Origin of the sequence: Enterobacter sichuanensis (genome assembly GCF_002939185.1) — a bacterium.
Classification (GTDB): Bacteria; Pseudomonadota; Gammaproteobacteria; order Enterobacterales; family Enterobacteriaceae; genus Enterobacter; species Enterobacter sichuanensis.
Map to the genome: position 1 here is coordinate 17,853 of NZ_POVL01000030.1, position 26,287 is coordinate 44,139.

The following is a 26,287-nucleotide window of genomic DNA, read 5'->3' on the forward strand; positions in this document are numbered from 1 at the left end:
TGGAAGAGGGCCGAGGTGAGGGCATCAGACCGCACCCTCCTTAAGGCTCCCCATACAACCCAATCAGCCGGCGCACCACGCCATTAGTCCAGCCGAAGCCATCCTGCAGCGGATACTCACCCCCGCCCCCTTCGCGCGGGGTACTGCTGGCGATATGGTACTTCTCAATCAGCTTATGATGGGTCTTATAAAAATGGTTCACCGTATGCAGCCAGCTCCAGGCGATTTCATCTCCGAGGGAGTCGTTGCCATACTGCTTGAACCCCTGAATGGCCATCCACTGCAGCGGCGCCCAGCCGTTGGGTTTATCCCACTGTTCGCCGGTTTCGTACTCGGTCGCCAGAATCCCCCCCGGCGTGAGCAGACGCGCTTTAACCGCATCAGACAGCCGTTCAGCCTGCTCATGGGTCGCCATACCGACATACAGCGGCACAATGCTGGCGGCAGAAAACAGCGCCATCACTTCGCGTCGCCAGTCATAATCCCGGTAGCAGCCGTTCTCTTCATCCCACAGATAGCGATTCACCGCGGCCCGGCGATCGCTGGCTTTCTGGCGGAACAGGTCGGCCGTCTCTTTATCCCCTTTCGATGCCGAGATATTGGCGATCGCACTTTCCAGCTTGAACAGGAAGGCGTTCAAATCGATGGGGATAAACTGCGTTGTGCGGATACTGGCAAGCCGACCCGGCTCGCGCAGCCAGCGGGACGAGTAGTCCCAGCCGGAAGCCGCACCCGCGCGCAGGTCGCGATACACTTCGTTCGGTGGACGCCCGGAGTGACGGGCGGTTTCCACGTCCTCAATCCAGGATTCGTCGCGCGGGGTGTCACGGTCATCCCAGTAGCGGTTCAGCAACGAGCCATCCGGCATGCGCACGGCGCTGCGGTAAGCCTGGTTAAGCAGCAGCGACTCCGCCCCGTCCATCCAGAAGGCGTGCTCCATTTTGAGGTGCTCAAGGTATCGTTTCGCACCGCGCACGCCATCCTCCTCAAACAGTTCCACCATCAGGGCAAAGACCGGCGGCTGAGAACGGCTGAGGTAATAGGTACGGTTGCCGTTAGGGATATGGCCGTAGCGCTCAATCAGCCACGCGAAGTTATCCGCCATACACTTCAGCAGATCGTTGCGCCCGCTTTCCGCCAGACCCAGCATCGAGAAGTAGGAATCCCAGTAGTAGGTCTCGCTGAATCGTCCGCCGGGAACGATATAGGCCTGCGGCAGGGCCAGCAGGGAGGACCAGGGAATATGGTCCTGCGGCTCGCGCGTCAGCACCGGCCACAGATTATCAATGTGCTCTTTCAGGGACAGACCCGGGTCGGAAACATATTCTGAGTCGAACGTTTCCGGCATCCAGAAGTGGTTCTCCACGAACTGGCGCAGGTCAAAATCCCGGTGGCGTCTGACCTTGCGGTAGCGGATCAGGATATCCAGCGGGTCCATCTTCGGCGCGCAGTCAGGGAAGGTTTTGCTGTCCGCAAACAGCCGTGACGACTGTACGTGTTCAAACAGTTCAAGGTAGCGGTCTGCGGGCGTCAGCGCATCCGACGCGGGCAGCCCTTCAATCATTTCCGGTTCCGGCTCCGCCTCGATCATCTCATCCAGTTTTAACTCGCAGGGATCGGTCTCGTAGCGCAGCTCTTCTGCAATCTCGAATTCGATGTTCTCGTTAGCCTGTAGTTTCTGGTTGAACATGGTGATAAGGACCTCCGGTTGTATGTTCTGAAAGACAGGTTTTTCCGGGCGTCCTATAAGCGTAGACATTCGCTTCGGTAGAGGGGGAGGAATATGTGCGGTAGATCACTCTTTTCGGAGCATTCGTTTTGCAACGATTTATGAATGTTAAAAAAATACCCCTCCGGGGAGGGGCATCAGGATTAGCGCATGGTCACAAACTCTTCCGCCGCCGTTGGGTGGATCGCCACGGTGTTGTCGAAGTCTTTTTTGGTTGCGCCCATCTTCAGTGCCACCGCGAAGCCTTGCAGGATCTCATCCATGCCGAAGCCAATGCCGTGGATACCGACGATCTTCTCTTCCGGGCCGACGCAGACCAGCTTCATGCGGCACGGCTGACGGTGCGAGGTGACGGCGGTATACATCGCGGTAAACGCGGATTTATACACTTTCACCTGATCGTCGCCATACTGCTCGCGCGCCTGCGGCTCGGTTAAGCCGACGGTGCCGATTGGCGGGTGGCTAAAGACCACGGTCGGGATGTTGCTGTAGTCCAGATGCTCGTCCGGCTTGTTGTTGAACAGACGCTCCGAAAGACGACGCCCTGCCGCAACGGCCACCGGGGTCAGCTCAACCGCGCCGGTGTTATCCCCAACGGCGTAAATGCCCGGCACGCTGGTGTTCTGGAATTTATCAACGACGATGTAGCCTTTTTCGTCGGTTTTCACCCCCGTCACGCCGAGGTTGAAGTTGTCATTGGCAGGTTCGCGGCCAATCGCCCAGATCAGGCAATCGACGGTCTGGCTGCGGCCATCTTCCAGCTCAAGCGTCAGGCTGCCGTCCGCGTTTTTTACCACTGCTTTTGGCACGGCATTGGTGTGCAGGGTTGGGCCTTCGGTGTTCATCACTTCGACCAGCGTATCCACGATCAGCGGGTCAAAGCTGCGCAGCGGCGCGTGTTTACGCACGAACAGGTGCGCTTCAGCACCCAGACCGTTAATCACGCCGGCCAGCTCCACTGCGATGTAGCCCGCGCCCACCACAGCAACGCGTTTTGGCAGGGCAGGCAGTTCGAAGAAACCGTCGGAGTCGATGCCATACTCCGCGCCCGGGATGTTCGGGTGGCTCGGACGACCGCCGGTGGCGATCAGGATGTGATCGGCGGTGATCGTCTCACCGTTCACTTCGATCGTCTTCGCGTCTACAAAACGGGCGAAGCCGTGAATAACGTCGACGTTATTTTTACCCAGCACGTTGTCGTACGAGGTGTGAATACGGTCGATGTAGGCGGTACGGCTGGCGATCAGCTTATCCCAGTCGAAATGGTTGATGGTGATGTCAAAGCCGTAATCCGGGCCATACATATGGATAGCTTCACGGATTTGCGCCGCATGCCACATCACTTTCTTCGGTACACAACCCACGTTCACGCAGGTGCCGCCCAGCGCTTTGGCTTCAATCAGCGCACATTTCTGGCCGTACATGGCCGCACGGTTGATGGAGGCGATGCCGCCGCTGCCGCCGCCGATTGCGATGTAGTCATAATGCTTAGTCATAGCTTTTGTCCTTAATCGTGAATTGCCGCGATTGTATACCTGAAATCAATAGTTTCCACCGATGGCTGCGATTACTCCGGCACGATCCAGCTGACGCTGGTGTGGCCTGTTCCCGCTGGCACCAGCGTTTTGTGCAGCCACGGCAGGACGTTGTTCATCTGCGCTTCGAGTTTCCATGGCGGGTTAATGACGATCATGCCGGAGGCCGTCATGCCGCGCTGGTCGCTGTCCGGACGTACCGCCAGCTCAATCTGCAAAATTTTGCGGATGCCGGTCGCTTCCAGGTCTTTGATCATGCGCTTGATTTGCGCACGCAGAACCACCGGGTACCACAGGGCATACGTCCCGGTGGCAAAGCGTTTGTAGCCTTCGTGGATGCCGGTGACCACCGCCTGATAGTCGGTTTTGATTTCGTACGGCGGGTCGATCAGCACCAGGCCGCGACGGGAAACCGGCGGCAGTTTGGCTTTCAGCTGCTGGTAGCCATCGGCTTTTTCCACGCGGGCGCGGTTGTCTTTCTGGAATTCAGAACGCAGCAGCGGGAAGTCGCTCGGGTGCAGCTCGGTCAACTGGATGCTGTCCTGCTCGCGCAGCAGCTGGCGGGCAATCAATGGCGAGCCTGGGTAGTAGCGCAGCTGGCCGTTGCGGTTGAAGTGATTCACCACGCCAATGTACGGCTCCAGTTCGGCAGGCAGGTCGTCCTGCTGCCAGATGCGGGCAATCCCTTCCAGATATTCACCGGTACGCTCGGCGTGTTCGCCGCTCAGCTGGTAACGGCCCGCGCCCGCGTGCGTGTCCAGATAGAGAAACGGCTTCTCTTTCTCTTTGAGTGATTCAATAATCAGACTCTGAACGGTGTGTTTGAGGACGTCGGCGTGGTTGCCTGCGTGAAAGCTGTGGCGATAACTGAGCATGGGTAATGAAATTCCGATGAAATGACGATTTGCCACAGTTTACAGCAGAACGGCACAGATTACCCGTCGGCCCGCGAAGCGCAGGCATTGAAATCCTCTACACTTAACCCCATTACCAGACAATATGCACAGCGCCGGATGCGCGCTTCATTCATCTTATTCAACAGGACAGCGTTTATGACCAATCCATTACTGACGCCTTTTTCGTTGCCACCGTTTTCTAAAATCCTCCCTGAGCATGTGGTTCCAGCCGTGACGCAAGCGCTGGACAACTGCCGCGCGGCGGTAGAAAGCGTGGTCGCGCAGGGCGCGCCGTACACCTGGGAAAATCTGTGTCAGCCGCTGGCCGAAGTGGATGACGTGCTGGGGCGTATCTTCTCCCCGGTGAGCCACCTGAATTCGGTAAAAAACAGCCCGGAACTGCGCGAAGCCTACGAACAGACCCTGCCGCTGCTCTCGGAGTACAGCACCTGGGTCGGCCAGCACGAAGGGCTCTACAAAGCGTATCGCGATCTGCGTGACGGCGACCATTATGCTGAACTGAACACGGCGCAGAAAAAATCGGTCGATAACGCCCTGCGTGATTTTGAGCTGTCCGGGATTGGTCTGCCAAAAGAGAAGCAGACCCGCTACGGTGAAATTGCCGCGCGTCTCTCTGAGCTGGGCAACCAGTACAGCAACAACGTGCTCGACGCCACCATGGGCTGGACGAAGCTGATTACCGACGAAGCGGAACTCGCTGGCATGCCGGAAAGCGCGCTGGCGGCCGCTAAAGCGCAGGCCGAAGCGAAAGAGCAGGAAGGCTACCTGTTGACCCTGGATATTCCAAGCTATCTGCCGGTGATGACCTACTGCGACAACCAGGCGTTGCGTGAAGAGATGTACCGCGCCTACAGCACCCGCGCCTCCGATCAGGGGCCGAACGCCGGTAAGTGGGACAACAGTCCGGTGATGGCGGAAATCCTCGCCCTGCGTCACGAGCTGGCCCAGTTGCTGGGCTTTGACAGCTACGCGGATAAATCCCTCGCCACCAAAATGGCCGAGAACCCGCAGCAGGTGCTCGATTTCCTGACGGATCTGGCTAAACGTGCCCGTCCACAGGGTGAAAAAGAGCTGGCCCAGCTGCGCGCCTTCGCCAAAGCGGAGTTCGGCGTGGACGAGCTGCAGCCGTGGGACATCGCTTATTACAGCGAAAAACAGAAACAGCATCTCTACAGCATCAGCGACGAGCAGCTGCGCCCGTACTTCCCGGAAAACAAAGCCGTCAATGGCCTGTTTGAAGTGGTGAAACGGATTTACGGCATCACCGCCAAAGAGCGCACCGACATCGACGTCTGGCACCCGGACGTGCGCTTCTTCGAGCTGTATGACGAGAAAAACGAGCTGCGCGGCAGCTTTTACCTCGATCTCTACGCCCGTGAGAACAAGCGCGGCGGGGCGTGGATGGATGACTGCGTGGGCCAGATGCGTAAAGCCGATGGTTCTCTGCAAAAGCCGGTCGCGTACCTGACCTGTAACTTCAACCGCCCGGTAAACGGCAAGCCTGCGCTGTTCACCCACGACGAAGTGATCACCCTGTTCCACGAGTTCGGGCACGGTCTGCATCACATGCTGACGCGCATTGAAACCGCAGGCGTGGCCGGGATCAGCGGTGTGCCGTGGGATGCGGTCGAGCTGCCAAGCCAGTTTATGGAAAACTGGTGCTGGGAGCCGGACGCGCTGGCGTTTATCTCCGGCCACTACGAGACCGGCGAACCGCTGCCGAAAGAGCTGCTGGATAAAATGCTGGCGGCGAAGAACTACCAGGCGGCGATGTTTATCCTGCGTCAGCTGGAGTTCGGCCTGTTCGACTTCCGCCTGCACGCCGAGTTCAGCCCGGAACAAGGGGCGAAAATCCTCGAAACCCTGGCCGAGATTAAAAAGCAGGTTGCTGTTATTCCAGGGCCAACCTGGGGCCGCTTCCCGCATGCGTTCAGCCACATCTTCGCGGGCGGCTATGCGGCAGGCTATTACAGCTACCTGTGGGCCGACGTGCTGGCGGCGGATGCCTTCTCTCGCTTCGAAGAAGAGGGGATCTTCAACCGCGAAACCGGCCAGTCGTTCCTCGATAACATCCTGACGCGCGGCGGTTCCGAAGAGCCGATGGTGCTGTTCAAACGCTTCCGTGGCCGCGAGCCGCAGCTGGATGCGATGCTTGAGCATTACGGGATCAAAGGCTGATTGTTACGTGAAGATCTGCTTAGTGGATGAAACAGGCGCCGGAGACGGCGCCTTATCTGTTCTGGCCGCCCGCTGGGGGCTGGAGCACGATGAAGAGAACCTGATGGCGCTGGTGATGACGTCAGCGCATCTTGAACTCCGTAAACGCGACGAGCCGAAACTCGGCGGGATTTTTGTCGACTTTGTCGGCGGCGCGATGGCGCACCGGCGCAAGTTCGGCGGCGGCCGCGGTGAGGCGGTGGCCAAAGCGGTCGGCATCAAGGGAAGCTATCTTCCGGACGTGGTGGATGCCACGGCAGGGTTAGGGCGCGATGCGTTTGTGCTGGCGTCGGTCGGCTGTCGCGTGCGGATGCTGGAGCGCAATCCGGTGGTGGCAGCACTGCTCGATGACGGTCTGACGCGGGGCTATGCTGATCCGGAAATCGGCCCGTGGTTACAGGAACGATTGCAGCTGATCCACGCCTCCAGCCTGACGGCGCTGACGGATATCACCCCGCGCCCGCAGGTGGTCTATCTCGACCCGATGTTCCCGCATAAGCAGAAAAGCGCGCTGGTGAAGAAAGAGATGCGGGTGTTTCAGTCGCTGGTGGGGCCGGATCTGGACGCCGATGGGTTGCTGGAGCCCGCTCGTCAGTTAGCGACGAAGCGAGTGGTGGTGAAGCGTCCTGACTATGCGCCGCCGCTGGCGGACGTTGCCACGACCAACGCGGTGACCACCAAAGGGCACCGGTTTGATATTTATCCGGGGACGCCGGAAGAGTGCGGGCTGATGCCCTCACCCTAACCCTCTCCCACAGGGAGAGGGAACAAACATTAAAAACGGCAACCATGTTGCCGTTTTGCTTTTACCTTGTAGGCCCGGTAAGCGTTAGCGCCACCGGGCTTTTTTGTATTTACTCGTCTTCTTCGTCACGCAGTGGAACAATCAGCATATCCACGTGAACGGTATTAATCAGCTGACGCGCGGAAGACATCAGCTTGCTCCAGAAGTCCTGATGGTGACCGCAAACCACCAGGTCCATGTCATATTTCTTGATCGCATCCACCAGTACCTGGCCCAGGTCGCCGCTGCCGCTCAGGGTTTCGGTAATCGGGTAGCCTGCGTTGGTGGAGAGCTCGCTCAGGGCGTGGTGCGTCTCTTCAGAGATGCGTTTTTGCATGTCGCCGAGATTGACGTCGATCAGACCGGTGTAAAGGTCGGAGTAATTCACATCAACGTGAATCAGGGAAACTTTCGCGTTGTAGGGACGTGCCATGGATACCGCTTTATCAACCAGCACTTTGCTCTCCGGAGAGAGGTCTACCGCGATGAGAATGTGTTTGTAAGCCATAGTGTTACTCCTTCCTTAAGTTATCGATGACTAAATGTGAAAGCCGTCGTCTGATACTTTCATTACGGCCCAGTAAAACATATTTTTCAAGCTTTGGTGTTGATAACGATTAACCTTGTGGCAAAAAAATTAACGGATCTCCTACACTATTTAATGAGCCGTTCGGATATGAAAACGCGAACCGGATCGACTTTTGGTCATTCTTTCACTGAACTGTCTGTCAGGGCATTGGGGTGCGGTAGCTCAGGAGCCTTGCTTCGTGGGCGGACGCCGGGGAGGATGTATGATTAGCACCGTCGCATTGTTTTGGGCGTTATGCGTAGTTTGCATAGTGAATATGGCGCGCTACTTCTCATCGTTACGTGCGCTATTAGTGGTACTTCGTGGTTGCGATCCGTTGCTTTATCAGTATGTGGACGGTGGAGGTTTCTTCACCTCGCATGGACAGCCCAGCAAGCAGATGCGTCTGGTGGGATATATCTACTACCAGCGCTACCGCGATCATCACGATGAAGAGTTTATTCGTCGCTGCGAGCGTCTGCGTCGTCAGTTCATTTTGACCAGCGCCCTGTGTGGGCTGGTCGTGGTCAGTATGATTGCATTGATGATTTGGCACTGAGCAGAAAACATAAAAAAAGCGGGTCAGTTTCCTGACCCGCTTTTTTGTCGCCCTCAGCCGATTAAATCAGCTTCAGCGAAATCCAGTACAACCCGCCAGAGAGCAGGATAGATGCCGGAAGGGTGAACACCCAGGCCATCAGAATGTTGGTCACGGTTTTGCGCTGCAGACCGCCACCATCAACAATCATGGTACCTGCCACGGACGAGGAGAGAACGTGGGTCGTGGAGACTGGCATACCGGTATAGCTTGCCAGACCGATAGACACCGCCGCCGTCATCTGCGCGGACATCCCCTGCGCATAGGTCATGCCTTTCTTACCGATCTTCTCGCCGATGGTGGTCGCCACACGACGCCAGCCAATCATTGTGCCGATACCCAGTGCCAGCGCGACAGCCATGATGATCCAGATTGGCGCGTACTCAATGGTGTTGAGCATGTCGCTTTTCAGTTTCTTCAGCAGACGCTTGTCGTCACCGTTCACCTCTGGCAGCTTCGCGACTTTATCGGTCACGTCAGAGATGCAGAGCATAATACGACGCAGTTGACCACGCTGTTCAACGGCCAGTTTGTCATAGCTTTCGATGTTGCCCAGCATGCCTTTCGCACGTTCCAGCGCGTTAATCGCGTTTGCCGGATGGCAGTGGAACTCGCCTGGTGCCGTGGTGGCGCCCGCTTCCGGAGAAGGGATTAACTGGTCAACGCCGGTCGCTTTTTTCAGCAGGTCAGGATGCTGCTGGAAATAGGTTTCAACGTTGTTGACCGCATCACGGGTACGCGTTATTTCGTAACCAGAGGCGTTCATGTTGACCACGAAGCCTGCCGGCGCAACGCCAATCAGCACCAGCATCACCAGACCAATACCTTTCTGCCCGTCGTTCGCGCCATGAGAGAAGGCCACGCCGATAGCGGAAATGATCAGGGCGATACGCGTCCAGAATGGCGGCTTTTTCTTGCCGTCTTTCTTCTCACGCTCTGCTGGCGTCAGGTGGATACGCGCACGTTTCTTCGTGTTGCTCCAGTAGCGACGCAGGATGAAGATCAATCCACCCGCAACCACCAGACCCACGATAGGGGAGATGATCAGAGAGCCGAAAATCCCGAGTACTTTTGGAAGGTTCAGCGCATCAACAACTGATGTACCGGTCATCAGGGCATTGGTTAACCCGATACCGATAATCGCGCCGATGAGAGTGTGAGAACTGGATGCAGGCAGGCCGAAATACCAGGTACCGAGGTTCCAGATAATTGCAGCAAGCAGCATTGAGAACACCATAGCGAGGCCATGGCCAGAACTAACGTTAAGCAGCAGATCCGTTGGCAGCATATGCACAATGGCATACGCAACGCTCAGTCCGCCCAGGAGGACACCAAAAAAGTTAAATACCGCCGCCATAACAACCGCAAGCTGCGATCGCATTGCGCGAGTGTAGATAACCGTTGCTACTGCGTTTGCAGTGTCATGGAAGCCGTTGATCGCTTCGTAAAACAGTACAAAAACCAGAGCAAGCAAAAGTAAAAGCCCGGTATGTAAATCCAGGCCGGCAAACAAATGTAGCATAGGACGTTACGCCATTTTGAGGACATGAACGCGGCGCATTATCCAGGACAAATGCGCAACGGGCAAAGTGAAATATAGACTTTTTTTGACATACCACCTGAAATGGGAAAAGCGCCAGAAAGGATATTCTTTAAATTTCAATGGAATGGCTTTGTAATATCTTTTTACGCTGGTGTGACCACAGAGGAAACTTTACAATCCGCGGCAGTGAATAATGAGGATTTTGACGTGGAAAGGTTTGATGCCGTGGTAATTGGCGCCGGTGCGGCGGGTATGTTTTGTGCGGCGATGGCCGGACAGGCGGGTCGTCGCGTACTGCTGCTGGATAACGGTAAAAAGCCAGGCCGTAAAATCCTGATGTCCGGCGGCGGGCGCTGCAACTTTACCAACCTCTATGTTGAACCTGCGGCGTATCTCAGCCAGAACCGGCATTTTTGTAAATCTGCGCTGGCGCGTTACACCCAGTGGGACTTTATCGATCTGGTGGGTAAACACGGCATCGCCTGGCATGAGAAGACGCTGGGCCAGCTGTTCTGCGACGACTCCGCGCAACAGATTGTCGATATGCTGGTGGCCGAGTGCGAAAAGGGCGGTGTGGTCATGCGCCTGCGCACGGAGGTGCTGGCGGTCACACGTGACGAACAGGGCTATACGCTTCAGCTCAACGGTGACACCGTCAGTGCCGATAACCTGGTGATTGCGAGCGGCGGTCTGTCGATGCCGGGGCTGGGTGCCTCGCCGTTCGGCTACAAAATTGCCGAGCAGTTTGGCCTGAAGGTGCTACCGACCCGCGCCGGTCTGGTGCCGTTTACGCTGCATAAACCGCTGCTGGAACAGCTTCAGACGCTCTCCGGGGTCTCCGTTCCGTCCGTTATTACCGCTGAAGACGGGACGGTGTTCCGCGAAAATCTGCTCTTTACCCATCGCGGCCTCTCCGGCCCGGCGGTACTGCAAATCTCCAGCTACTGGCAGCCGGGGGAGTTTGTCACGGTTAACCTGCTTCCCGATTGCGATCTGGACGCGTTCCTCAACGCGCAGCGTGCCGCGCACCCGAATCAGAGCCTGAAAAATACCCTGGCCATGCAACTGCCGAAACGTCTGGTGGAGTGTTTACAGGTTTTAGGCCAGATCCCGGACGTGTCGCTCCGCCAGCTTAACAGCCGCGAGCAGGAGACGCTGGTCGAGACCCTGACGAACTGGCGCGTGCAGCCAAACGGCACCGAAGGCTACCGCACGGCGGAAGTGACGCTGGGTGGCGTGGATACGCATGAACTCTCTTCCCGCACCATGGAAGCGCGCAACGTGCCGGGGCTCTATTTTATTGGTGAAGTGATGGATGTGACCGGCTGGCTCGGCGGGTATAACTTCCAGTGGGCATGGGCCAGTGCCTGGGCCTGCGCACAGGCGCTGGCAGAGAAATAATCACGCAACGCAATTATTGCACCAACTTTTCCCGCTCTTTCAACTAAGCTTCGACCAGGTGCCCCGCTGCGTTCGCGGGGCCATATTCCTTTTGGTCAGAGCATTCGTCATGCAGCTACTCAGTATTATCATTTTGCTTTCCCTTACCGTGGTGATCCATTCGCTGTGGATGTTTGGCGTTTTAAAATTCATAAAACTAGAAGTGGATTCAGCGGTACGCATTGTCTTACGCAATGTTGGCATCGTTATCTCCATGATCTTCGCGCATCTCCTTGAAGCCGGGCTGTTTGCTGCGTTTTATTTTGTCATTGACGCATTTAAGGACTGGAATACCAGCTTCTATTTTTCGCTGGTCAGTTACGCCACCGTGGGGTACGGCGATGTCACGTTACCCCAGCACTGGCGGCTCATCGGCGGCGTAGAGGGGCTTATCGGCGCCCTGATGGTCGGCTGGTCTGTGGCGGTGCTGGTGGCGGTGCTGCAGCGTTTGCGTGGCATGACCGCCTAAACGACAGATGCGCATGCCCCGCCTGGTAAGGTAAAGTACCCCCTTCTTGCGTAGCCGACAGGGCTACGGCTTTGAGGGTGAAGAGGCTGAGTAACAGCCCACGCCTTTCTTTTCCTGGTTTACGCCAGTTTGCATGGTGTTGTGTTTTGTCTGCCAAAAGGGTTTTGTATGTCTACTGCTCATCTCGGTTTCCCGACGGAAACCGTTGTTGTCTTTGTGGTGATGGCCGTTGGGGCGATGTTTATCGACCTCTTTATGCACCGTCACGATAAACCGATCTCGCTGAAAAGTGCCGCCATGTGGTCCCTCTTCTGGGTCATGATGGCGATGGCGTTCGCCGGGTTCCTGTATGTTCATCATGGTGCCGAAATGGCGAGCCTGTTCCTTACCGGTTACGCGCTGGAAGAGGTGCTCTCTGTCGATAACCTGTTTGTGATGATGGCGATCTTCGCCTGGTTCGGCGTGCCGGATAAGTATCGTCACCGCGTCCTTTACTGGGGCGTGCTGGGGGCGATTATCTTCCGCGGTATTTTCGTGGCGATCGGCACCAGCCTGCTGAGCCTGGGGCCGTACGTGGAAGTGATTTTCGCGCTGGTCGTCGGCTGGACGGCGGTGATGATGCTCAAGCGCAATGAAGAGAGCGACGAGGTGGAGGATTACTCCGGGCATCTCGCGTATCGCCTGGTGAAACGCTTCTATCCTGTCTGGCCGAAAATCAGCAGCAATGCCTTTATTCTGACCCAGAAAGAGGTGGATGCGGAGCTTGAAAAACCGGAAAACCAGGACGTGATGGTGGGACGCGTTAAGAAGGCGAAGCGCTATGCGACGCCGCTGCTGCTTTGCGTGGCGGTTGTCGAACTCTCCGATGTGATGTTCGCCTTTGACTCCGTGCCAGCCATTATTGCCGTGAGCCGCGAACCGCTGATTATTTACAGCGCCATGATGTTCGCCATTCTGGGCCTGCGTACGCTCTACTTCGTGCTGGAAGCGCTGAAGCAGTATCTGGTGCACCTCGAAAAAGCCGTCGTGTTGCTGCTGTTCTTCGTGGCGTTCAAGCTGGGATTAAATGCCACCGATCACTTCTGGCATCACGGTTACAACATTGGCGCCACGGCAAGCCTGTTTGTCGTGCTCGGCGTGCTGGCGCTGGGGATTATTGCGAGCGTGATGTTCCCGGGGAAACGTGAGGCTTGATGTACCGCCCGGTGGCGCTTCGCTTACCGGGCCTACGGTTCGAATGTAGGCCGGGTAAGGCGCAGCCGCCACCCGGCAAAAGGCTACTTGATGGGTGAATTCCGGCGCTTGCGCGGGGGATGGAAATGCCGCCAGTGTGGATCCTGCGCGGCTGCCAGCAGTTCGTGGTCGCCGCGGGTGTCTCCCCAGGCGCGCAGGTGATAGGCGTTCAAATCGCCGTACACTTTTTCCAGCCTGGCCACTTTCTGAGCGCAGCGGCAGTTATGTCCGGTAATGCGCCCCGTCAGCTTACCGTCTTTCACTTCCAGCTGGGTACCAATCAGCTTAATGCCCAGTTTGTCGGCCCAGGGCTGGAGCACCAGCGCCGGCGACGCGGAGCAGATGGTCACCTCCGCACCAGAATTCACCTCAGCCGCAACCGCCAGAACCCCTTCGGGGCGCATCAGCTTGTCCCAGTATTTTTCGCAAAACGCTTCCGCCTGCTGGCGTAACCAGTGTTCATCCACGCCCGTCAGGAACGTTTTAATCAGCACTTCTTTTAGCTCATCGCGCGTCAGCTTACGGCGCACGCAGTGGAGCGTTGGCAGCGCCATACGCACCAGGCGGCCTGCGAAGTAACGTTTCCCGAAGGCAAACCGCAGGAAAGGGATAAAGCTGTCGTGGTGCGTTAATGTCCCGTCAAAGTCAAAGACAGAGAGCACGCTGGATTTCGCCACCGTCTCGTCGGCAATCATATTGGTCATAAATACGTCTTAGCTGAAATACACATTCTTCGGATCAGTTTACCTGCTTTACCCTGGGAGTCCTTAGATCACCACCATTTTTTTCTCGATCTTGCGAACTGAAAGTGAGTCCAATTTTGGTCTCGATAAGCGTTGGTGAAAAAGTGAGCTGCCTATATTATCGCCACATCACGATTTTTAGGGGGACCCTTGGCCTCCGCAGGTAAGGAAAAATTCACTCACATACGCTCTCTGATATGACCTTAAGATCGCTTATTTCAATACTCTCGTTAAGTTTTGCCTCGTTTTCCGCCTTCAGTTTTCAACTGCCGGCATCAATGCTATCGATGAACAACGAGCTTGCGGCAGCGCCTGCGAAATCGGCGCTGCTTCACCCGGAAACGGGTCCGCTGCGCTCACGTATTCTCGATCAATACCAGAAGTGGAAAGGCACGCAGTATCAGTGGGGCGGCACCACGCATCGCGGGGTGGATTGCTCCGCGCTGATGCAGCATCTGTTCAGCGATGCCGTACATCTCGACCTGCCGCGCACGACAGGTGAGCAGATCCATCGCGGCGTGCAGGTGGCGCAATACCGCCTTCAGGTCGGGGATCTGGTGTTCTTCCAGACCGGCCCGAACCGGAAGCACGTCGGCGTATACATTGGCGACAGCCAGTTTATTCATGCCTCAAGCAGCCAGGGCGTGACGGTGTCCACCCTGAACGATAGCTACTGGCAAGCGCACTATATTACTGCCCGCCGGGTTGCAGGCAGTGCGGCCTGATCGGCTCAGATAATGTCATCCACGACGCCACCGTCGACGCGCAACGCCGCGCCCGAGGTGGCGGAGGCCTGAGGCGAACAGACATAAACCACCATGTTGGCGACCTCTTCAACCGTGGCTGCGCGCTGGATCACCGAGCTGGGGCGATTGGCCATCACAAACTCTTTTGCCAGCTGCTCCAGCGATTTTCCGGTTTTCTCGATCTCGTCTTTCATCATCTCCGCGAAACCGTCCGACATCGTCGGGCCCGGCAAGACGCTGTTGACCGTCACACCGCTGCCCGCCACGAACTTCGCCAGCCCGCGCGCCAGCGAGAGTTGCGCCGTTTTGGTCACACCGTAGTGGATCATGTCCGCCGGAATATTGCAGGCCGACTCGGAGGAGATAAACACCACCCGTCCCCAGCCTTTCTGTACCATACCGGGAAGCAGAGCGCGGGAGAGGCGCACGCCGGACATCACGTTGGTCTGCCAGTAACGCTCCCAGGTGTCATCGTCGGTGGCATAGAAATCCTGCGGGCCGTAAATCCCGGCGTTATTGACCAGAATGTCGACATTGCTCGCGACCTTCAGCAGCGACTCCACCCCTTCATGTGAACCGAGATCGGCGATCGCGGCACGCACCTGAACGCCAGGCACCACCTGCTGTAGCTGTTGAATACCCTTGTTCACCGAGTCGGTGCTGCGCCCATTGACGATCACTTCCGCGCCGCTTTCAGCCAGCCCTCTGGCAATGGCGAAACCAATTCCGCCCGTTGAGGCGGTCACCAGCGCCACTTTTCCCGTCAGGTCGATCTTCATCATCAGGCTCCTTATCGTTTTAACGTTCGGACCTTAAAGCGTAGCAGGTGATGATGACGGCTCCTGGCTAAAAAGGCGCAACAGCGTCTCGACCTGCTCATCAAGCGGGGCGAGGGAGCGCTTAACGATCAGGTGCAGCGGCGTGGCCCGGCGCACGCCGTGACTGAGCGGCAGCAGCTTCAGCACCCCTTGCTCGAGCTGAGCCTGTATGCGCTCCTCCGGCAGCCAGCCGTAACCCACCTGCGATATCACCGCTTCAATGGCGGCGTCAATGGTGGAGAAGGTCCAGGAGCCTCCGGCCGTGCGTGCCGAAGACTGGTTATCCGCAATCTGGATGAGCGGCCACGGGCGGAGCATCTCATCGCTAAGCGGTGCGTCGAGCGTAAAGAGGGGATGCTGGTGATGCGCCACGGCAACAAAGTCGATGTTCATCAGCCATTCGCCCAGCCCGGTAATATCCTGGCGGCGGGTGAGCACCATCACATCGGCTTCATCGTTAATCGCCTCGGCGCGGGTGTTTTCCAGCACTTCGGTGAGGCGCACCTGCGTTTGCGGGTACTGTTGCTGGAACTGACGCAGGATGGCGAACAGACGACGGCGGGGGAAGATATTATCCACCACCAGATCCAGCCGCGTGCGCATGCCGTTGCGCAGGGTCGCCGCGCGGGTTTCAACATACGCGAAGGCTTTTAATAGCGGTTTGACCTGGTTGAGAAGCAGTTCCCCGGCGGGGGTCAACACCGCCCGGCGGCCTTCCTGAACCAGAAGCGCCACTCCCAGCCGTTCCTGCAAAAGCGACAGGTTATAGCTGACGGAAGACTGGCTGCGGTGAGTCTCTTCTGCGGCTCTGGCAAAGCTGCCCGCCTCAATCACTTTCGCCAGTAAAGACCATTGCTCAAGCGTCGTCTTGTGCATAATCAATCTAAAATTTGGATGAATTTGATTCGAACATAGCGTTATTCATTCATTTTTTGAAGGGGTACGATCGTCTCATCAAAACAAAGGAGACATCTTATGAACACCTTCGACAAACATGATTTAAGCGGCTTCGTCGGCAAACATCTGGTTTATACCTACGATAATGGCTGGAACTATGAGATTTATATCAAAAATGACACGACCATCGACTACCGTATTCACAGCGGTCTGGTAGGGAATCGTTGGGTAAAAGATCAGCGGGTGTATATCGCTCGCGTGGGTGAGAGCATCTGCAAAATCTCATGGACCGAGCCAACCGGCACCGACGTCAGCCTGATCGTGAACCTGGGCGATAAACTGTTCCATGGCACCATCTTCTTCCCGCGCTGGGTCATGAACAACCCGGAAAAAACCGTCTGCTTCCAGAACGATCACATTCCGCTGATGAACAGCTATCGCGATGCTGGCCCTGCGTATCCAACGGAAGTGATTGATGAATTTGCCACTATTACCTTTGTGCACGATTGCGGTGCAAACGATGACAGCGTTATTGCGTGTGCGGCCAGCGAGCTACCAGAAAACTTTCCAGATAACTTAAAATAAGCGCGACAATTAACTAAAAAGAAAAGTTCCCGGTTACTCCATATTATTTCGGAAGAACCGGGATTTTTTTTGTTTGTTGAGGTTTGGTTTAAACGTTACATTTTGAAAAGGTTGAATACGATCACAAAATAAATAATTCATAAAAGTGCAATCTGTTGATTATAAACTGATTTTCATGTTGTTTATTTCGGTTTAAATACTCGTCTTAATTTTTCCCTAAGAAATGAGCGCTACCTTGATATGAGTTTATGGTTCGTTGAAATAAACGAACTGGCAAATGGTTAATATCAAAAGCATGCCATTCTTATTGCAAGGAATTTAATGATGAGTGATTTTTTGCCTTTTTCCCGCCCGTCTATGGGCAATGAGGAATTAGCGGCGTTGCAGGAGGTATTAGCCTCCGGCTGGATCACGACCGGGCCGAAAAATCAGGCGCTGGAAGAGGCATTTTGCCAGCTTACCGGCAATCAGCACGCGATTGCGGTCTGTTCAGCCACTGCAGGAATGCACGTCACGCTGATGGCGCTGGATATTGGCCCGGGTGATGAAGTCATTACCCCCTCCCAGACCTGGGTCTCCACGCTGAATATGATCGTTTTGTTGGGCGCCACGCCGGTGATGATTGACGTGGATAAAGAGACGTTGATGGTGACGCCCGACGCCGTTGAAGCGGCAATTACCCCGCGTACCAAAGCCATTATTCCCGTGCATTATGCCGGCGCGCCCTGTGATATCGACGCTATTCACGCCATCGGTGAACGTCACGGTATTCCGGTGATTGAAGACGCGGCCCATGCCGCCGGAACGTACCACAAAAACCGTCATGTCGGCTGGAAAGGAACGGCGATTTTCTCCTTTCACGCCATTAAAAATATGACCTGTGCAGAAGGCGGCTTAGTCGTTACGGATAATGTCGGGCTTGCTGCGCGGATCCGCAGCCTGAAATTCCATGGCCTGGGGGTGGATGCCTATGACCGCCAGACGCACGGCCGTGCGCCGCAGGCGGAGGTGATCGCGCCGGGCTACAAATACAACCTCGCGGATATCAATGCCGCGCTGGCCCTGGTGCAGCTGGGCAAGCTGAAAGAGGCCAACCAACGCCGCCAGGCGATCGCTGAACGTTACCTGCGCGAGCTCGCCGATACGCCGTTCCAGCCGCTGACTATCCCGTCATGGCCGCACATTCACGCCTGGCACCTGTTTATTATTCGCGTGGATGAAGCGCGCTGCGGGATCTCCCGCGACAGCCTGATGGCTGCGCTGAAAGAGAAGGGCATTGGCACCGGCCTCCATTTCCGCGCGGCACACACGCAAAAATACTACCGCGAGCGTTTTCCTGAAGTATCGCTCCCGAATTCTGAATGGAATAGCGCGCGTATTTGTTCTCTCCCACTTTTCCCGGACATGACTCATGACGACACAACCCGCGTCATTACCGCGCTCCATCAGCTTGCAGGACATTGATATGTTCAGTGCACCGCCCGTACAAAAAGTTTCCGTGGTTATCCCGGTTTATAACGAGCAGGAGAGCCTGCCTGAACTGATTCGCCGCACCACGGCTGCCTGCGACACGATGGGCAAAGCCTACGAAATTCTGCTGGTGGATGACGGCAGTAGCGACAATTCCGCGCTGATGATGACCGAAGCCGCGCAGGCTGAAGGCAGCCACATTGTTGCGGTGTTGCTCAACCGTAACTACGGCCAGCACTCGGCGATTATGGCGGGGTTTAGCCACGTTACGGGCGATCTGGTCATCACCCTGGATGCGGACCTGCAAAATCCGCCGGAAGAGATCCCGCGTCTGGTGGCCAAAGCTGATGAAGGCTTTGATGTGGTCGGCACGGTACGGCAAAACCGTCAGGACAGCCTGTTCCGCAAGCTGGCTTCACGCACCATTAACCGTCTTATCCAGCGTACCACCGGTAAAGCGATGGGCGATTACGGCTGTATGCTGCGCGCTTACCGCCGCCATATCGTCGACGCCATGCTGCACTGCCATGAACGCAGCACCTTTATTCCGATCCTCGCCAACACCTTTGCCCGTAAGGCGACGGAGATCCCGGTTCTGCACGCCGAGCGCGAGCACGGGGAGTCGAAGTACAGCTTTATGCGTCTCATCAACCTGATGTACGACCTCATCACCTGCCTGACCACCACGCCGCTGCGCCTGCTGAGCGTTTTCGGCAGCATTATCGCCGTCGCCGGATTTGCGCTGTCCGTTCTGCTGGTTGTCCTGCGCCTGGTCTTTGGTCCGCAGTGGGCGGCGGAAGGGGTCTTCATGCTCTTTGCCGTGCTGTTTATGTTCATCGGCGCCCAGTTTGTCGGGATGGGGCTGCTCGGTGAGTACATTGGCCGTATCTATAACGATGTTCGCGCGCGTCCGCGCTACTTTATCCAACGTGTTGTCCGTCAGGAACACAAAGCATCTCAAGAGGAAAACCACCCATGAAAGCTGTTGTCTTTGCCTATCACGATATGGGGTGCACGGGCACGCAGGCCCTGCTGGACGCGGGCTATGATATTGCTGCAATTTTTACCCATCCGGACACCGCCGGAGAGAATACCTTTTTCGGCTCTGTGGCGCGTATCGCCGCCGAGCATGGGATCCCGGTTTATGCGCCGGACGACGTTAACCACCCGCTGTGGGTGGAGCGCATCCGCGCGCTCGCCCCGGATATGATCTTCTCGTTCTACTACCGCAACCTGCTCTGCGATGAGATCTTGGGCCTGGCCGCAAAAGGGGCCTTTAATCTTCACGGCTCTCTGCTGCCTGCCTACCGTGGCCGCGCCCCACTGAACTGGGTGCTGGTGAACGGTGAGACGGAAACCGGCGTGACGCTGCACCGCATGGTGCGCCGTGCGGATGCGGGCGCCATCGTGGCACAGCAGAAAGTCGCTATCGACGCTGACGACACCGCGCTGCAACTGCATCACAAACTGAATGCGACGGCGCAGACGTTGCTGCACGATGTGCTGCCGACCATCCTGAACGGCACCTTCAGCGAGACCGCGCAGGATGAGAGCAATGCAAGCTGCTTTGGCCGCCGTACGCCGGAAGATGGCCGTCTGGACTGGAGCAAGCCGGCCCGCCAGCTGCACAACCTGGTGCGCGCCGTGACCGACCCGTGGCCGGGCGCATACAGCTTTGCGGGCGTCAGCAAGTTTATCGTCTGGAAATCTCGCGTGCGTGACGACATTCCGGCCGCCAGACCGGGCACTGTTGTCTCCGTCTCCCCGCTGATTGTGAGCTGTGGTGAGCAAGCGCTGGAGATCGTCACCGGGCAAACCGACAACGGCCTGTACGTGCAGGGCACCCAGCTGGCGCAGTCTCTGGGGCTGGTGGCCGGGGCACTGATCACCAGCGCACCGGTGGTGGCTCTCAAACGCCGCACCCGCGTGCTGATCCTCGGCGTGAACGGCTTTATCGGTAACCACCTGACCGAACGCCTGCTCAAAGACGATAACTATGAAATTTATGGCCTGGATATTGGCGCGGATGCCATCAGCCGGTTTCTCAATAACCCGCGTTTCCACTTTGTGGAAGGGGACATCAGCATCCACTCTGAGTGGATCGAGTACCACATTAAAAAATGTGACGTGGTGCTGCCGCTGGTCGCCATTGCCACGCCAATCGAGTACACCCGTAACCCGCTGCGCGTGTTCGAGCTGGATTTCGAAGAGAACCTGAAGATCATCCGCGACTGCGTGAAATACGACAAGCGCATCATCTTCCCGTCCACCTCTGAAGTGTACGGCATGTGCACCGATAAGAACTTCGATGAAGACACCTCTAACCTGGTGGTCGGGCCGATCAACAAACAGCGCTGGATCTACTCTGTCTCTAAACAGCTGCTGGACCGCGTGATTTGGGCCTACGGCGAGAAAGAAGGGCTGCGCTTTACCCTGTTCCGTCCGTTTAACTGGATGGGACCCCGTCTGGATAACCTGAACGCGGCGCGTATCGGTAGCTCCCGCGCGATCACCCAGCTGATCCTGAACCTGGTGGAAGGCTCACCTATTAAGCTTATCGAAGGCGGTAAACAGAAACGCTGCTTTACGGATATCAGCGACGGGATCGAAGCCCTGTTCCGCATCATCGAAAACAAAGATAACCGCTGCAATGGTGAAATCATCAACATCGGCAACCCGGATAACGAAGCGAGCATTCGCGAGCTGGCCGAAATGCTGCTGGCAAGCTTTGAGCGCCATCCGCTGCGCGATAAATTCCCGCCGTTTGCCGGTTTCCGCGAAGTGGAAAGCAGCAGCTACTATGGCAAAGGCTACCAGGATGTCGAGCACCGTAAGCCCAGCATTCGCAATGCGAAGCGCTGCCTGAACTGGACGCCGACGGTGAAGATGGAGCAGACCATCGATGAAACGCTCGATTTCTTCCTGCGCACCGTGGAGCTCTCGGAACAGGCCTCATGAAAAAAGTCGGTTTACGCATTGATGTCGACACCTTCAGGGGGACGCGTGACGGAGTACCCAAACTGCTGGAACTGCTGGGCAGGCACGGTGTGCGTTCCAGCATTTTCTTCAGCGTGGGGCCTGACAACATGGGACGCCATTTATGGCGTCTGGTTAAACCGGCGTTTCTGTTCAAAATGCTGCGCTCGCGCGCCGCATCCCTCTACGGCTGGGATATTTTGCTGGCCGGCACCGCCTGGCCCGGCAGGCGCATCGGCGCGGGTAATGAAGCGGTTATCCGGGAGGCGGCGCAGCATCATGAGGTGGGCCTGCACGCCTGGGATCACCATGCCTGGCAAGCCTGGGCTGGCGTCTGGGACATCCCCCGCCTGACCCGCGAAGTCGAGCGCGGGATGCTGGAACTGGAGGCGATTACCGGTCAGCCGGTGCGCTGCTCCGCTGTGGCAGGCTGGCGCGCGGATCAGCGTGTGGTGAAAGCCAAAGAGCCCTTCGCGTTTCGCTACAACAGCGACTGCCGCGGAACCGGACCCTTTTTGCCACTGTTGGGCGAAAATCGCTACGGTACGGTGCAAATTCCCGTCACGCTTCCCACCTGGGATGAAGTGGTGGGGCGCGAGGTGACCGCCGACGGGTTCAACCGCTATATTCTGGACTGCATCCATCGCGACGCCGGTACGCCGGTGTATACCATCCATGCCGAAGTGGAAGGGATTGCCTTCCAGCAGGATTTCGATGCGCTGCTGACCCTGGCCGCGCAGGAGGGGATCACCTTCTGCCCGTTAAGCGAGTTGCTGCCTGACGATCTCAGCACCCTGCCCGTGGGCAAAGTTGTCCGTAATGAACTGGCTGGCCGGGAAGGCTGGCTTGGCTTTCAACAAACCGTGAGTTCGGTCCCATGAAAACAGCCCGTTATGGCTTAGCGCTTCTCGCACTGTTTATCGTTTACTACCTCATCCCGGTCGATATCCGCCTGCTGTGGCAGCCTGATGAAACGCGCTATGCGGAAATCAGCCGCGAAATGCTGGCCTCCGGTGACTGGGTGGTCCCCCATTTTCTGGGGCTGCGTTACTTTGAAAAACCGATTGCTGGCTACTGGATCAACAGTCTCGGGCAAGTATTGTTCGGGCACTCGAACCTTGCCGTGCGCGCCGGGGCGATCTTCTCCACTGGACTGACGGCGCTGCTGGTTATCTGGATGGCCTGGCGTCTCTGGCGGGATAAGCGAACAGCCCTTTTCTCCGGCCTTATTTTCCTGACCCTGTTCCTTGTCTATGGCATTGGTACGTATGCGGTGCTGGATCCCATTATCACCCTGTGGCTGGTGGCGGCGATGTGCAGCTTCTGGCTGGCCTCACAGGCCCAAACCGTGGCCGGAAAAGCCGGTGGCTATGTGCTGCTTGGGCTGGCGTGCGGGATGGGGGTGATGACCAAAGGCTTCCTGGCGCTGGCGGTACCGGTGATTGGCGTGCTGCCGTGGGTGATAGCGCAGAAGCGCTGGAAAGAGGTGCTGATATTTGGCTGGCTCGCGATCCTGAGCTGCGTGCTGATTGTTCTGCCGTGGGCGCTGGCCATTGCGCAGCGTGAGCCTGATTTCTGGCGTTACTTCTTCTGGGTGGAGCATATTCAGCGTTTTGCTCAGAGCGACGCGCAGCACAAAGCACCATTCTGGTATTACCTGCCGTTCCTGATTGCGGGCAGCCTGCCGTGGCTGGCGCTGCTGCCCGGCGCGTTTCGTTTCGGCTGGCATGACAGACAAAACGCGGGTGGCGGGTTCTATCTGCTGGGTTGGGTGGTGATGCCGCTGCTGTTCTTCAGCATTGCCAAAGGCAAGCTGCCGACCTATATCCTGCCCTGTTTTGCCCCGCTGGCGATCCTGATGGCGCGCTATGCCTGCCTCGCGGCGGAAAAAGGTGCCAGAGCGCTGCGCATTAACGGCGGGATTAACCTGGCGTTTGGCGTCATCGGCGTGGCGGCGGCGCTGGTGGTCTCGCCGTGGGGGCTGGCTAAGCATCCTGTCTGGACATCCGTTGAGCTGTATAAAGTCTTCTGTGCGGTGGTGGCATTCCTCATCTGGGCTGCGGTAGGCTGGTTTACCTTCCGACAGAGCCCGCAGCGCTGGTGGCTGGCTGCCTTGTGTCCTGCGGGACTGGCTTTGCTGATTGGTTTTGCCATTCCTAACCTGGTGGTGGATTCCAAACAGCCGCAGTCGCTGGTTGATACCGTGCGCGAGCCGCTGCAGAACAGCCGGTTTGTGCTGGCCAACAATGTTGGCGTGGCCGCCGGCCTGGCGTGGGAGCTGAAACGTAATGACATCACCCTGTTTGGTCAGAGTGGCGAGCTGCGCTACGGGCTGGATTATCCCGATGTTAACGATCGTTTTGTCGGCAAAGATGACTTCGCGCAGTGGCTGGCGGCGCATCGTCAGCAGGGACGCGTATCGCTGGTTATCCTGCTGTCAAAACGCGATGACCTTGCCCGGGCGAATCTGCCCGAGCCTGACAGCCTCTATATCCAGGGCCGTCTGGCCTACCTGCAGTATCTGCCGAAATGATGATCTGGATCTGGCTGATACTGGCAAGCGTGCTCAGCTGTGCGGGGCAGTTGTGTCAGAAGCAAGCCACTCGTCCGGCGAAAGCCGGGCGGCGTGGGGCGCATATCGCGCTGTGGCTTGGTCTGGCAATGCTGATGCTGGGCTGCGGGATGCTGGTCTGGCTGGTGGTGCTGCAACGCCTGCCCGTCGGCATTGCCTACCCGATGCTGAGCCTCAATTTTGTCTGGGTGACGCTGGCGGCGAAGATCGTCTGGCGTGAGCACGTCGCGTCACACCACTGGCTGGGGGTGGGGTTCATCATCATGGGGATTATTATCCTGGGAGGGAGCCTGTGAAAGGGGCATTGTGGGCGTTATGCAGCGTGCTGTTAGTCAGCGCCGCGCAGCTGCTGCTGCGAAGCGCCATGCAGGCGCTTCCCTCTGTAGGCGAGGCGTTCGCATTTCTCCAGGCCCTCTGGCATTTCTCGTCCGGTACCGGTGCGCTGCTGCTGGGGTTAACGGGGTATGTCGCCTCTATGGGCTGCTGGTATATGGCGCTGCACCGTATGGCGCTCAGCAAAGCGTATGCCTTACTGAGCCTCAGCTATATCCTGGTGTGGGGCGCGGCGATCCTGTTGCCCGGCTGGGACGAACATTTTTCCTGGCGTGGGCTGGCGGGTGTCGGGTTGATTATACTGGGCGTGCTGGTGATATTTCTGCCAGCGCATCGTGGATCAAACCGGCCCTGAGCTCAAAGGGCGTTGCGGTGCAGACCGCGAGACTGAGCGAGTCTATCCGGCAGTGGCTCACCGAGTGGAACGCGCTGGCGGTACTGTCAATGCTGACCATTTGCCAGGCGTGACCGCCGCGCTGTTTAACAATCGCTTCTTTTCGCGTCCAGATGCGCCAGAATGCCGTAAGCTGGCTCGCTGGCGTCTCCTTTTCCAGTTCATCGTGCTCGGCGTTACTGAAGAGGGCATTGGCGAGCGTGCGCCAGTTGTCCTGCGGGCGAATATGTTCCAGCGAACATCCCACGCTGCCTTCATCGCTGATAATTAACGCAATATCGTCCTGAGAGTGGCTAAAGCTGAACCACAGCGGGTAGTCGTCCGCAAAAAGGGGCTTCCCCTGTTCGTTGTGGATAATCTCCGGGAGCGGCTTCGGAGCCAGCAGACGCGAAAGCAGCCCGCGACCCGCCAGCCAGCGCGCGCGCCGGGCGCCTTCGGGCGCGTGTTCACAGAGTGCTTCAGCCCAGCGATCGGTGCTCAGCGAAGAGATCTTTCCCAGAAAAACCTGGTACATATAACGTCTGGCCTTCAGTCAAAACAGAGAGAGCCGCAAAGTTGCGCGGCGAAACCATTACTATAATCCATTGACCCCAGGAATGGCTAACCAGACGAGAGCGCTTACCCGGGCAACCGGCTTTTCGGTCGTCCCGGCCCAAGCAGAATGGCCAGCTTGCTGCCGCCTTTGGTGGTCTCCATCCAGATCTTACACACGCTGGTGAGCGGGACCGACAGCAGCATCCCGACCGGACCCAGCAGCCATCCCCAAATCAGTAAAGATAAGAACACCACCAGCGTCGACATGCCCAGCCGGTGGCCCATCATGCGCGGCTCAAGAATATTCCCCAGCACCATGTGCACCACGAGGAACAGCGCCCCCACCAGCATGCACTCGTAGAAGCCATTAAACAGAAACGCCTGAATCATCGGCGGTACGGCAGAGAGTACCGCGCCAATATTGGGCACGTAGTTGAGCAGAAAGGCCAGCACGCCCCACATCAGCGCGAACTGCACGTCCATCAGCATCAGCCCCAGCCAGACAATGATCCCGGTCCATACGCTCAGCAGCGTTTTCAGCGCCAGATATTTGGAGACGCCCTTCAGCGCCCGGTGTAAGCCGGCAATGTGGATCTGGGGATTATTCAGCGCAAAGCGCAGCTTATAGGGAACGTGGCGCACTTCGAACAGCATAAACACCACCGTCATGACCAGCAGCAGAATGCTCGCCATCGCCCCGGAGAGGCCCGTCATCAACGTGGTGGCGTAGGTCATGACTTTCTCTGAATCCATCCTGCGCAGCATCCGTTCGGGTGAGATATGCAGATTCAGAAAGGGGACCATCTCCTGCAGCGCCACGATCTTCCGCGTCAGCTCTTTGTTGTACTGCGGCAGCATCGTGGAGAACTCGCTCAGGGAGGCCGCCAGCACGCCGAAAAGCGCCGTCAGGGCAATCAGCATCACAATAACCACGATGGTAATAGCCACCGGGCGGCTGACGCCCCGGCGTAAAAACCAGGTCACCAGCGGGTTAAGCACGATGGCAAAAAAGAGCGCCAGCAGGAGCTGGACAATAATGTCGGCGGCGGCATGGATACCCGCAAGGATAACCACCAGACAGGCGAGTTTTAATAAGATATGGAGCCCAGCTTTGTCGGACGGATTAGGGGTCATGCGTGTTCCTTAATGTGGTTGCCCGTTAAGTGTAGTGCGCGGGATCCGCCTC

General features: G+C 57.3%; 25 protein-coding genes. 15 read left to right on the top strand and 10 right to left on the bottom strand.

Going from position 1 to position 26,287, the window contains the following annotated elements; genetic code table 11:
- Window positions 1-40: 40 nt before the first annotated feature.
- The 3 genes from C5687_RS14260 to C5687_RS14270 form a co-directional block, all read right to left on the bottom strand.
- The gene (locus C5687_RS14260; protein ID WP_059386135.1) at window positions 41-1,690 is read right to left on the bottom strand and encodes an alpha,alpha-trehalase; all 1,650 of its coding nucleotides are present in this window, start codon (window positions 1,688-1,690) and stop codon (window positions 41-43) included.
- Between the two features lie 182 nt (window positions 1,691-1,872).
- The gene (gorA, locus tag C5687_RS14265; RefSeq protein ID WP_104557178.1) at window positions 1,873-3,225 is read right to left on the bottom strand and encodes a glutathione-disulfide reductase; all 1,353 of its coding nucleotides are present in this window, start codon (window positions 3,223-3,225) and stop codon (window positions 1,873-1,875) included.
- Window positions 3,226-3,296: 71 nt separating this feature from the next.
- The gene (locus tag C5687_RS14270) at window positions 3,297-4,139 is read right to left on the bottom strand and encodes a 23S rRNA (adenine(2030)-N(6))-methyltransferase RlmJ (RefSeq protein ID WP_104557179.1); all 843 of its coding nucleotides are present in this window, start codon (window positions 4,137-4,139) and stop codon (window positions 3,297-3,299) included.
- A gap of 177 nt (window positions 4,140-4,316) precedes the next feature.
- Here C5687_RS14270 and prlC point away from each other — a divergent pair, with 177 nt between their 5' ends.
- Together prlC and rsmJ are read left to right on the top strand one after the other, a co-directional pair.
- Window positions 4,317-6,359 carry an oligopeptidase A gene (gene prlC / locus C5687_RS14275; RefSeq protein WP_047959656.1) on the top strand — a complete coding sequence of 681 codons (2,043 nt, stop codon included), beginning with the start codon at window positions 4,317-4,319 and terminating at the stop codon, window positions 6,357-6,359.
- A gap of 7 nt (window positions 6,360-6,366) precedes the next feature.
- Window positions 6,367-7,143 carry a 16S rRNA (guanine(1516)-N(2))-methyltransferase RsmJ gene (rsmJ, locus tag C5687_RS14280; protein WP_094919626.1) on the top strand — a complete coding sequence of 259 codons (777 nt, stop codon included), beginning with the start codon at window positions 6,367-6,369 and terminating at the stop codon, window positions 7,141-7,143.
- 109 nt (window positions 7,144-7,252) lie between these two features.
- On the opposite strand, the gene uspA is transcribed toward rsmJ, so the two are convergent.
- Complete coding sequence (gene uspA, locus C5687_RS14285) at window positions 7,253-7,690, bottom strand: universal stress protein UspA (protein WP_003861223.1); 438 nt, start codon at window positions 7,688-7,690, stop codon at window positions 7,253-7,255.
- A gap of 283 nt (window positions 7,691-7,973) precedes the next feature.
- On the opposite strand from uspA, the gene uspB reads away from it, so the two are divergent.
- Entirely contained in the window at window positions 7,974-8,309 is a 336-nt protein-coding gene (gene uspB, locus C5687_RS14290; RefSeq protein ID WP_003861224.1) for a universal stress protein UspB, read from the top strand.
- A 61-nt stretch (window positions 8,310-8,370) separates the two neighbouring features.
- Here uspB and pitA read toward each other — a convergent pair whose 3' ends face one another.
- Window positions 8,371-9,870, bottom strand: a complete 1,500-nt coding sequence (pitA, locus tag C5687_RS14295; RefSeq protein ID WP_025760141.1) for an inorganic phosphate transporter PitA — start codon at window positions 9,868-9,870, stop codon at window positions 8,371-8,373.
- Window positions 9,871-10,098: 228 nt separating this feature from the next.
- Between pitA and C5687_RS14300 the strand changes: the two genes are divergently transcribed.
- From C5687_RS14300 to C5687_RS14310, 3 genes are all read left to right on the top strand, one after another.
- Window positions 10,099-11,292, top strand: coding sequence for a BaiN/RdsA family NAD(P)/FAD-dependent oxidoreductase (locus tag C5687_RS14300; RefSeq protein ID WP_094919424.1), 1,194 nt, complete (start codon window positions 10,099-10,101; stop codon window positions 11,290-11,292).
- Between the two features lie 109 nt (window positions 11,293-11,401).
- Window positions 11,402-11,800: a potassium channel family protein gene (locus C5687_RS14305; protein ID WP_104557180.1), complete on the top strand. Its 399-nt coding sequence runs from the start codon at window positions 11,402-11,404 to the stop codon at window positions 11,798-11,800.
- A gap of 168 nt (window positions 11,801-11,968) precedes the next feature.
- Window positions 11,969-12,994 (top strand): TerC/Alx family metal homeostasis membrane protein, encoded by a 1,026-nt coding sequence (locus C5687_RS14310; RefSeq protein ID WP_104557181.1) that lies wholly within the window; start codon window positions 11,969-11,971, stop codon window positions 12,992-12,994.
- A gap of 83 nt (window positions 12,995-13,077) precedes the next feature.
- Here C5687_RS14310 and C5687_RS14315 read toward each other — a convergent pair whose 3' ends face one another.
- Complete coding sequence (locus tag C5687_RS14315; protein ID WP_080337400.1) at window positions 13,078-13,737, bottom strand: HAD family hydrolase; 660 nt, start codon at window positions 13,735-13,737, stop codon at window positions 13,078-13,080.
- A gap of 236 nt (window positions 13,738-13,973) precedes the next feature.
- Here C5687_RS14315 and C5687_RS14320 point away from each other — a divergent pair, with 236 nt between their 5' ends.
- The gene (locus C5687_RS14320) at window positions 13,974-14,501 is read left to right on the top strand and encodes an NlpC/P60 family protein (RefSeq protein ID WP_032672654.1); all 528 of its coding nucleotides are present in this window, start codon (window positions 13,974-13,976) and stop codon (window positions 14,499-14,501) included.
- A 5-nt stretch (window positions 14,502-14,506) separates the two neighbouring features.
- Here the strand turns inward: C5687_RS14320 and C5687_RS14325 are convergent, their stop codons facing one another.
- Both C5687_RS14325 and C5687_RS14330 read right to left on the bottom strand, forming a co-directional pair.
- Window positions 14,507-15,301, bottom strand: a complete 795-nt coding sequence (locus C5687_RS14325; protein WP_104557182.1) for an SDR family NAD(P)-dependent oxidoreductase — start codon at window positions 15,299-15,301, stop codon at window positions 14,507-14,509.
- A gap of 33 nt (window positions 15,302-15,334) precedes the next feature.
- Complete coding sequence (locus C5687_RS14330) at window positions 15,335-16,216, bottom strand: LysR family transcriptional regulator (protein WP_104557183.1); 882 nt, start codon at window positions 16,214-16,216, stop codon at window positions 15,335-15,337.
- A gap of 99 nt (window positions 16,217-16,315) precedes the next feature.
- Between C5687_RS14330 and C5687_RS14335 the strand changes: the two genes are divergently transcribed.
- The 8 genes from C5687_RS14335 (at window position 16,316) to arnF (ending at window position 24,528) form a co-directional block, all read left to right on the top strand.
- Window positions 16,316-16,822 carry a phenolic acid decarboxylase gene (locus tag C5687_RS14335; protein ID WP_104557184.1) on the top strand — a complete coding sequence of 169 codons (507 nt, stop codon included), beginning with the start codon at window positions 16,316-16,318 and terminating at the stop codon, window positions 16,820-16,822.
- Window positions 16,823-17,146: 324 nt separating this feature from the next.
- Window positions 17,147-18,286, top strand: a complete 1,140-nt coding sequence (gene arnB, locus C5687_RS14340; RefSeq protein ID WP_104557185.1) for a UDP-4-amino-4-deoxy-L-arabinose aminotransferase — start codon at window positions 17,147-17,149, stop codon at window positions 18,284-18,286.
- Between the two features lies 1 nt (window position 18,287).
- Window positions 18,288-19,271, top strand: coding sequence for an undecaprenyl-phosphate 4-deoxy-4-formamido-L-arabinose transferase (gene arnC / locus C5687_RS14345; protein WP_025759633.1), 984 nt, complete (start codon window positions 18,288-18,290; stop codon window positions 19,269-19,271).
- Window positions 19,268-21,250, top strand: coding sequence for a bifunctional UDP-4-amino-4-deoxy-L-arabinose formyltransferase/UDP-glucuronic acid oxidase ArnA (gene arnA, locus C5687_RS14350; protein WP_104557186.1), 1,983 nt, complete (start codon window positions 19,268-19,270; stop codon window positions 21,248-21,250). Before arnC ends, arnA begins: the two co-directional genes overlap by 4 nt.
- Window positions 21,247-22,149 carry a 4-deoxy-4-formamido-L-arabinose-phosphoundecaprenol deformylase gene (gene arnD, locus C5687_RS14355; RefSeq protein WP_047959646.1) on the top strand — a complete coding sequence of 301 codons (903 nt, stop codon included), beginning with the start codon at window positions 21,247-21,249 and terminating at the stop codon, window positions 22,147-22,149. The genes arnA and arnD overlap by 4 nt, the downstream gene beginning before the upstream one ends.
- Window positions 22,146-23,801 (top strand): lipid IV(A) 4-amino-4-deoxy-L-arabinosyltransferase, encoded by a 1,656-nt coding sequence (arnT, locus tag C5687_RS14360; protein ID WP_104557187.1) that lies wholly within the window; start codon window positions 22,146-22,148, stop codon window positions 23,799-23,801. The genes arnD and arnT overlap by 4 nt, the downstream gene beginning before the upstream one ends.
- A complete protein-coding gene (arnE, locus tag C5687_RS14365; protein WP_104557188.1) occupies window positions 23,798-24,136 on the top strand; it encodes a 4-amino-4-deoxy-L-arabinose-phosphoundecaprenol flippase subunit ArnE in 339 nt (112 codons plus the stop codon). The genes arnT and arnE overlap by 4 nt, the downstream gene beginning before the upstream one ends.
- A complete protein-coding gene (gene arnF, locus C5687_RS14370) occupies window positions 24,133-24,528 on the top strand; it encodes a 4-amino-4-deoxy-L-arabinose-phosphoundecaprenol flippase subunit ArnF (protein ID WP_104557189.1) in 396 nt (131 codons plus the stop codon). Before arnE ends, arnF begins: the two co-directional genes overlap by 4 nt.
- On the opposite strand, the gene acpT is transcribed toward arnF, so the two are convergent.
- Both acpT and C5687_RS14380 read right to left on the bottom strand, forming a co-directional pair.
- Entirely contained in the window at window positions 24,470-25,081 is a 612-nt protein-coding gene (gene acpT, locus C5687_RS14375) for a 4'-phosphopantetheinyl transferase AcpT (protein ID WP_104557190.1), read from the bottom strand. The two genes, arnF and acpT, sit on opposite strands and share 59 nt — an antisense overlap.
- A 104-nt stretch (window positions 25,082-25,185) precedes the next feature.
- Window positions 25,186-26,235, bottom strand: a complete 1,050-nt coding sequence (locus C5687_RS14380; RefSeq protein WP_045286765.1) for an AI-2E family transporter — start codon at window positions 26,233-26,235, stop codon at window positions 25,186-25,188.
- Between the last annotated feature and the right edge of the window lie 52 nt (window positions 26,236-26,287).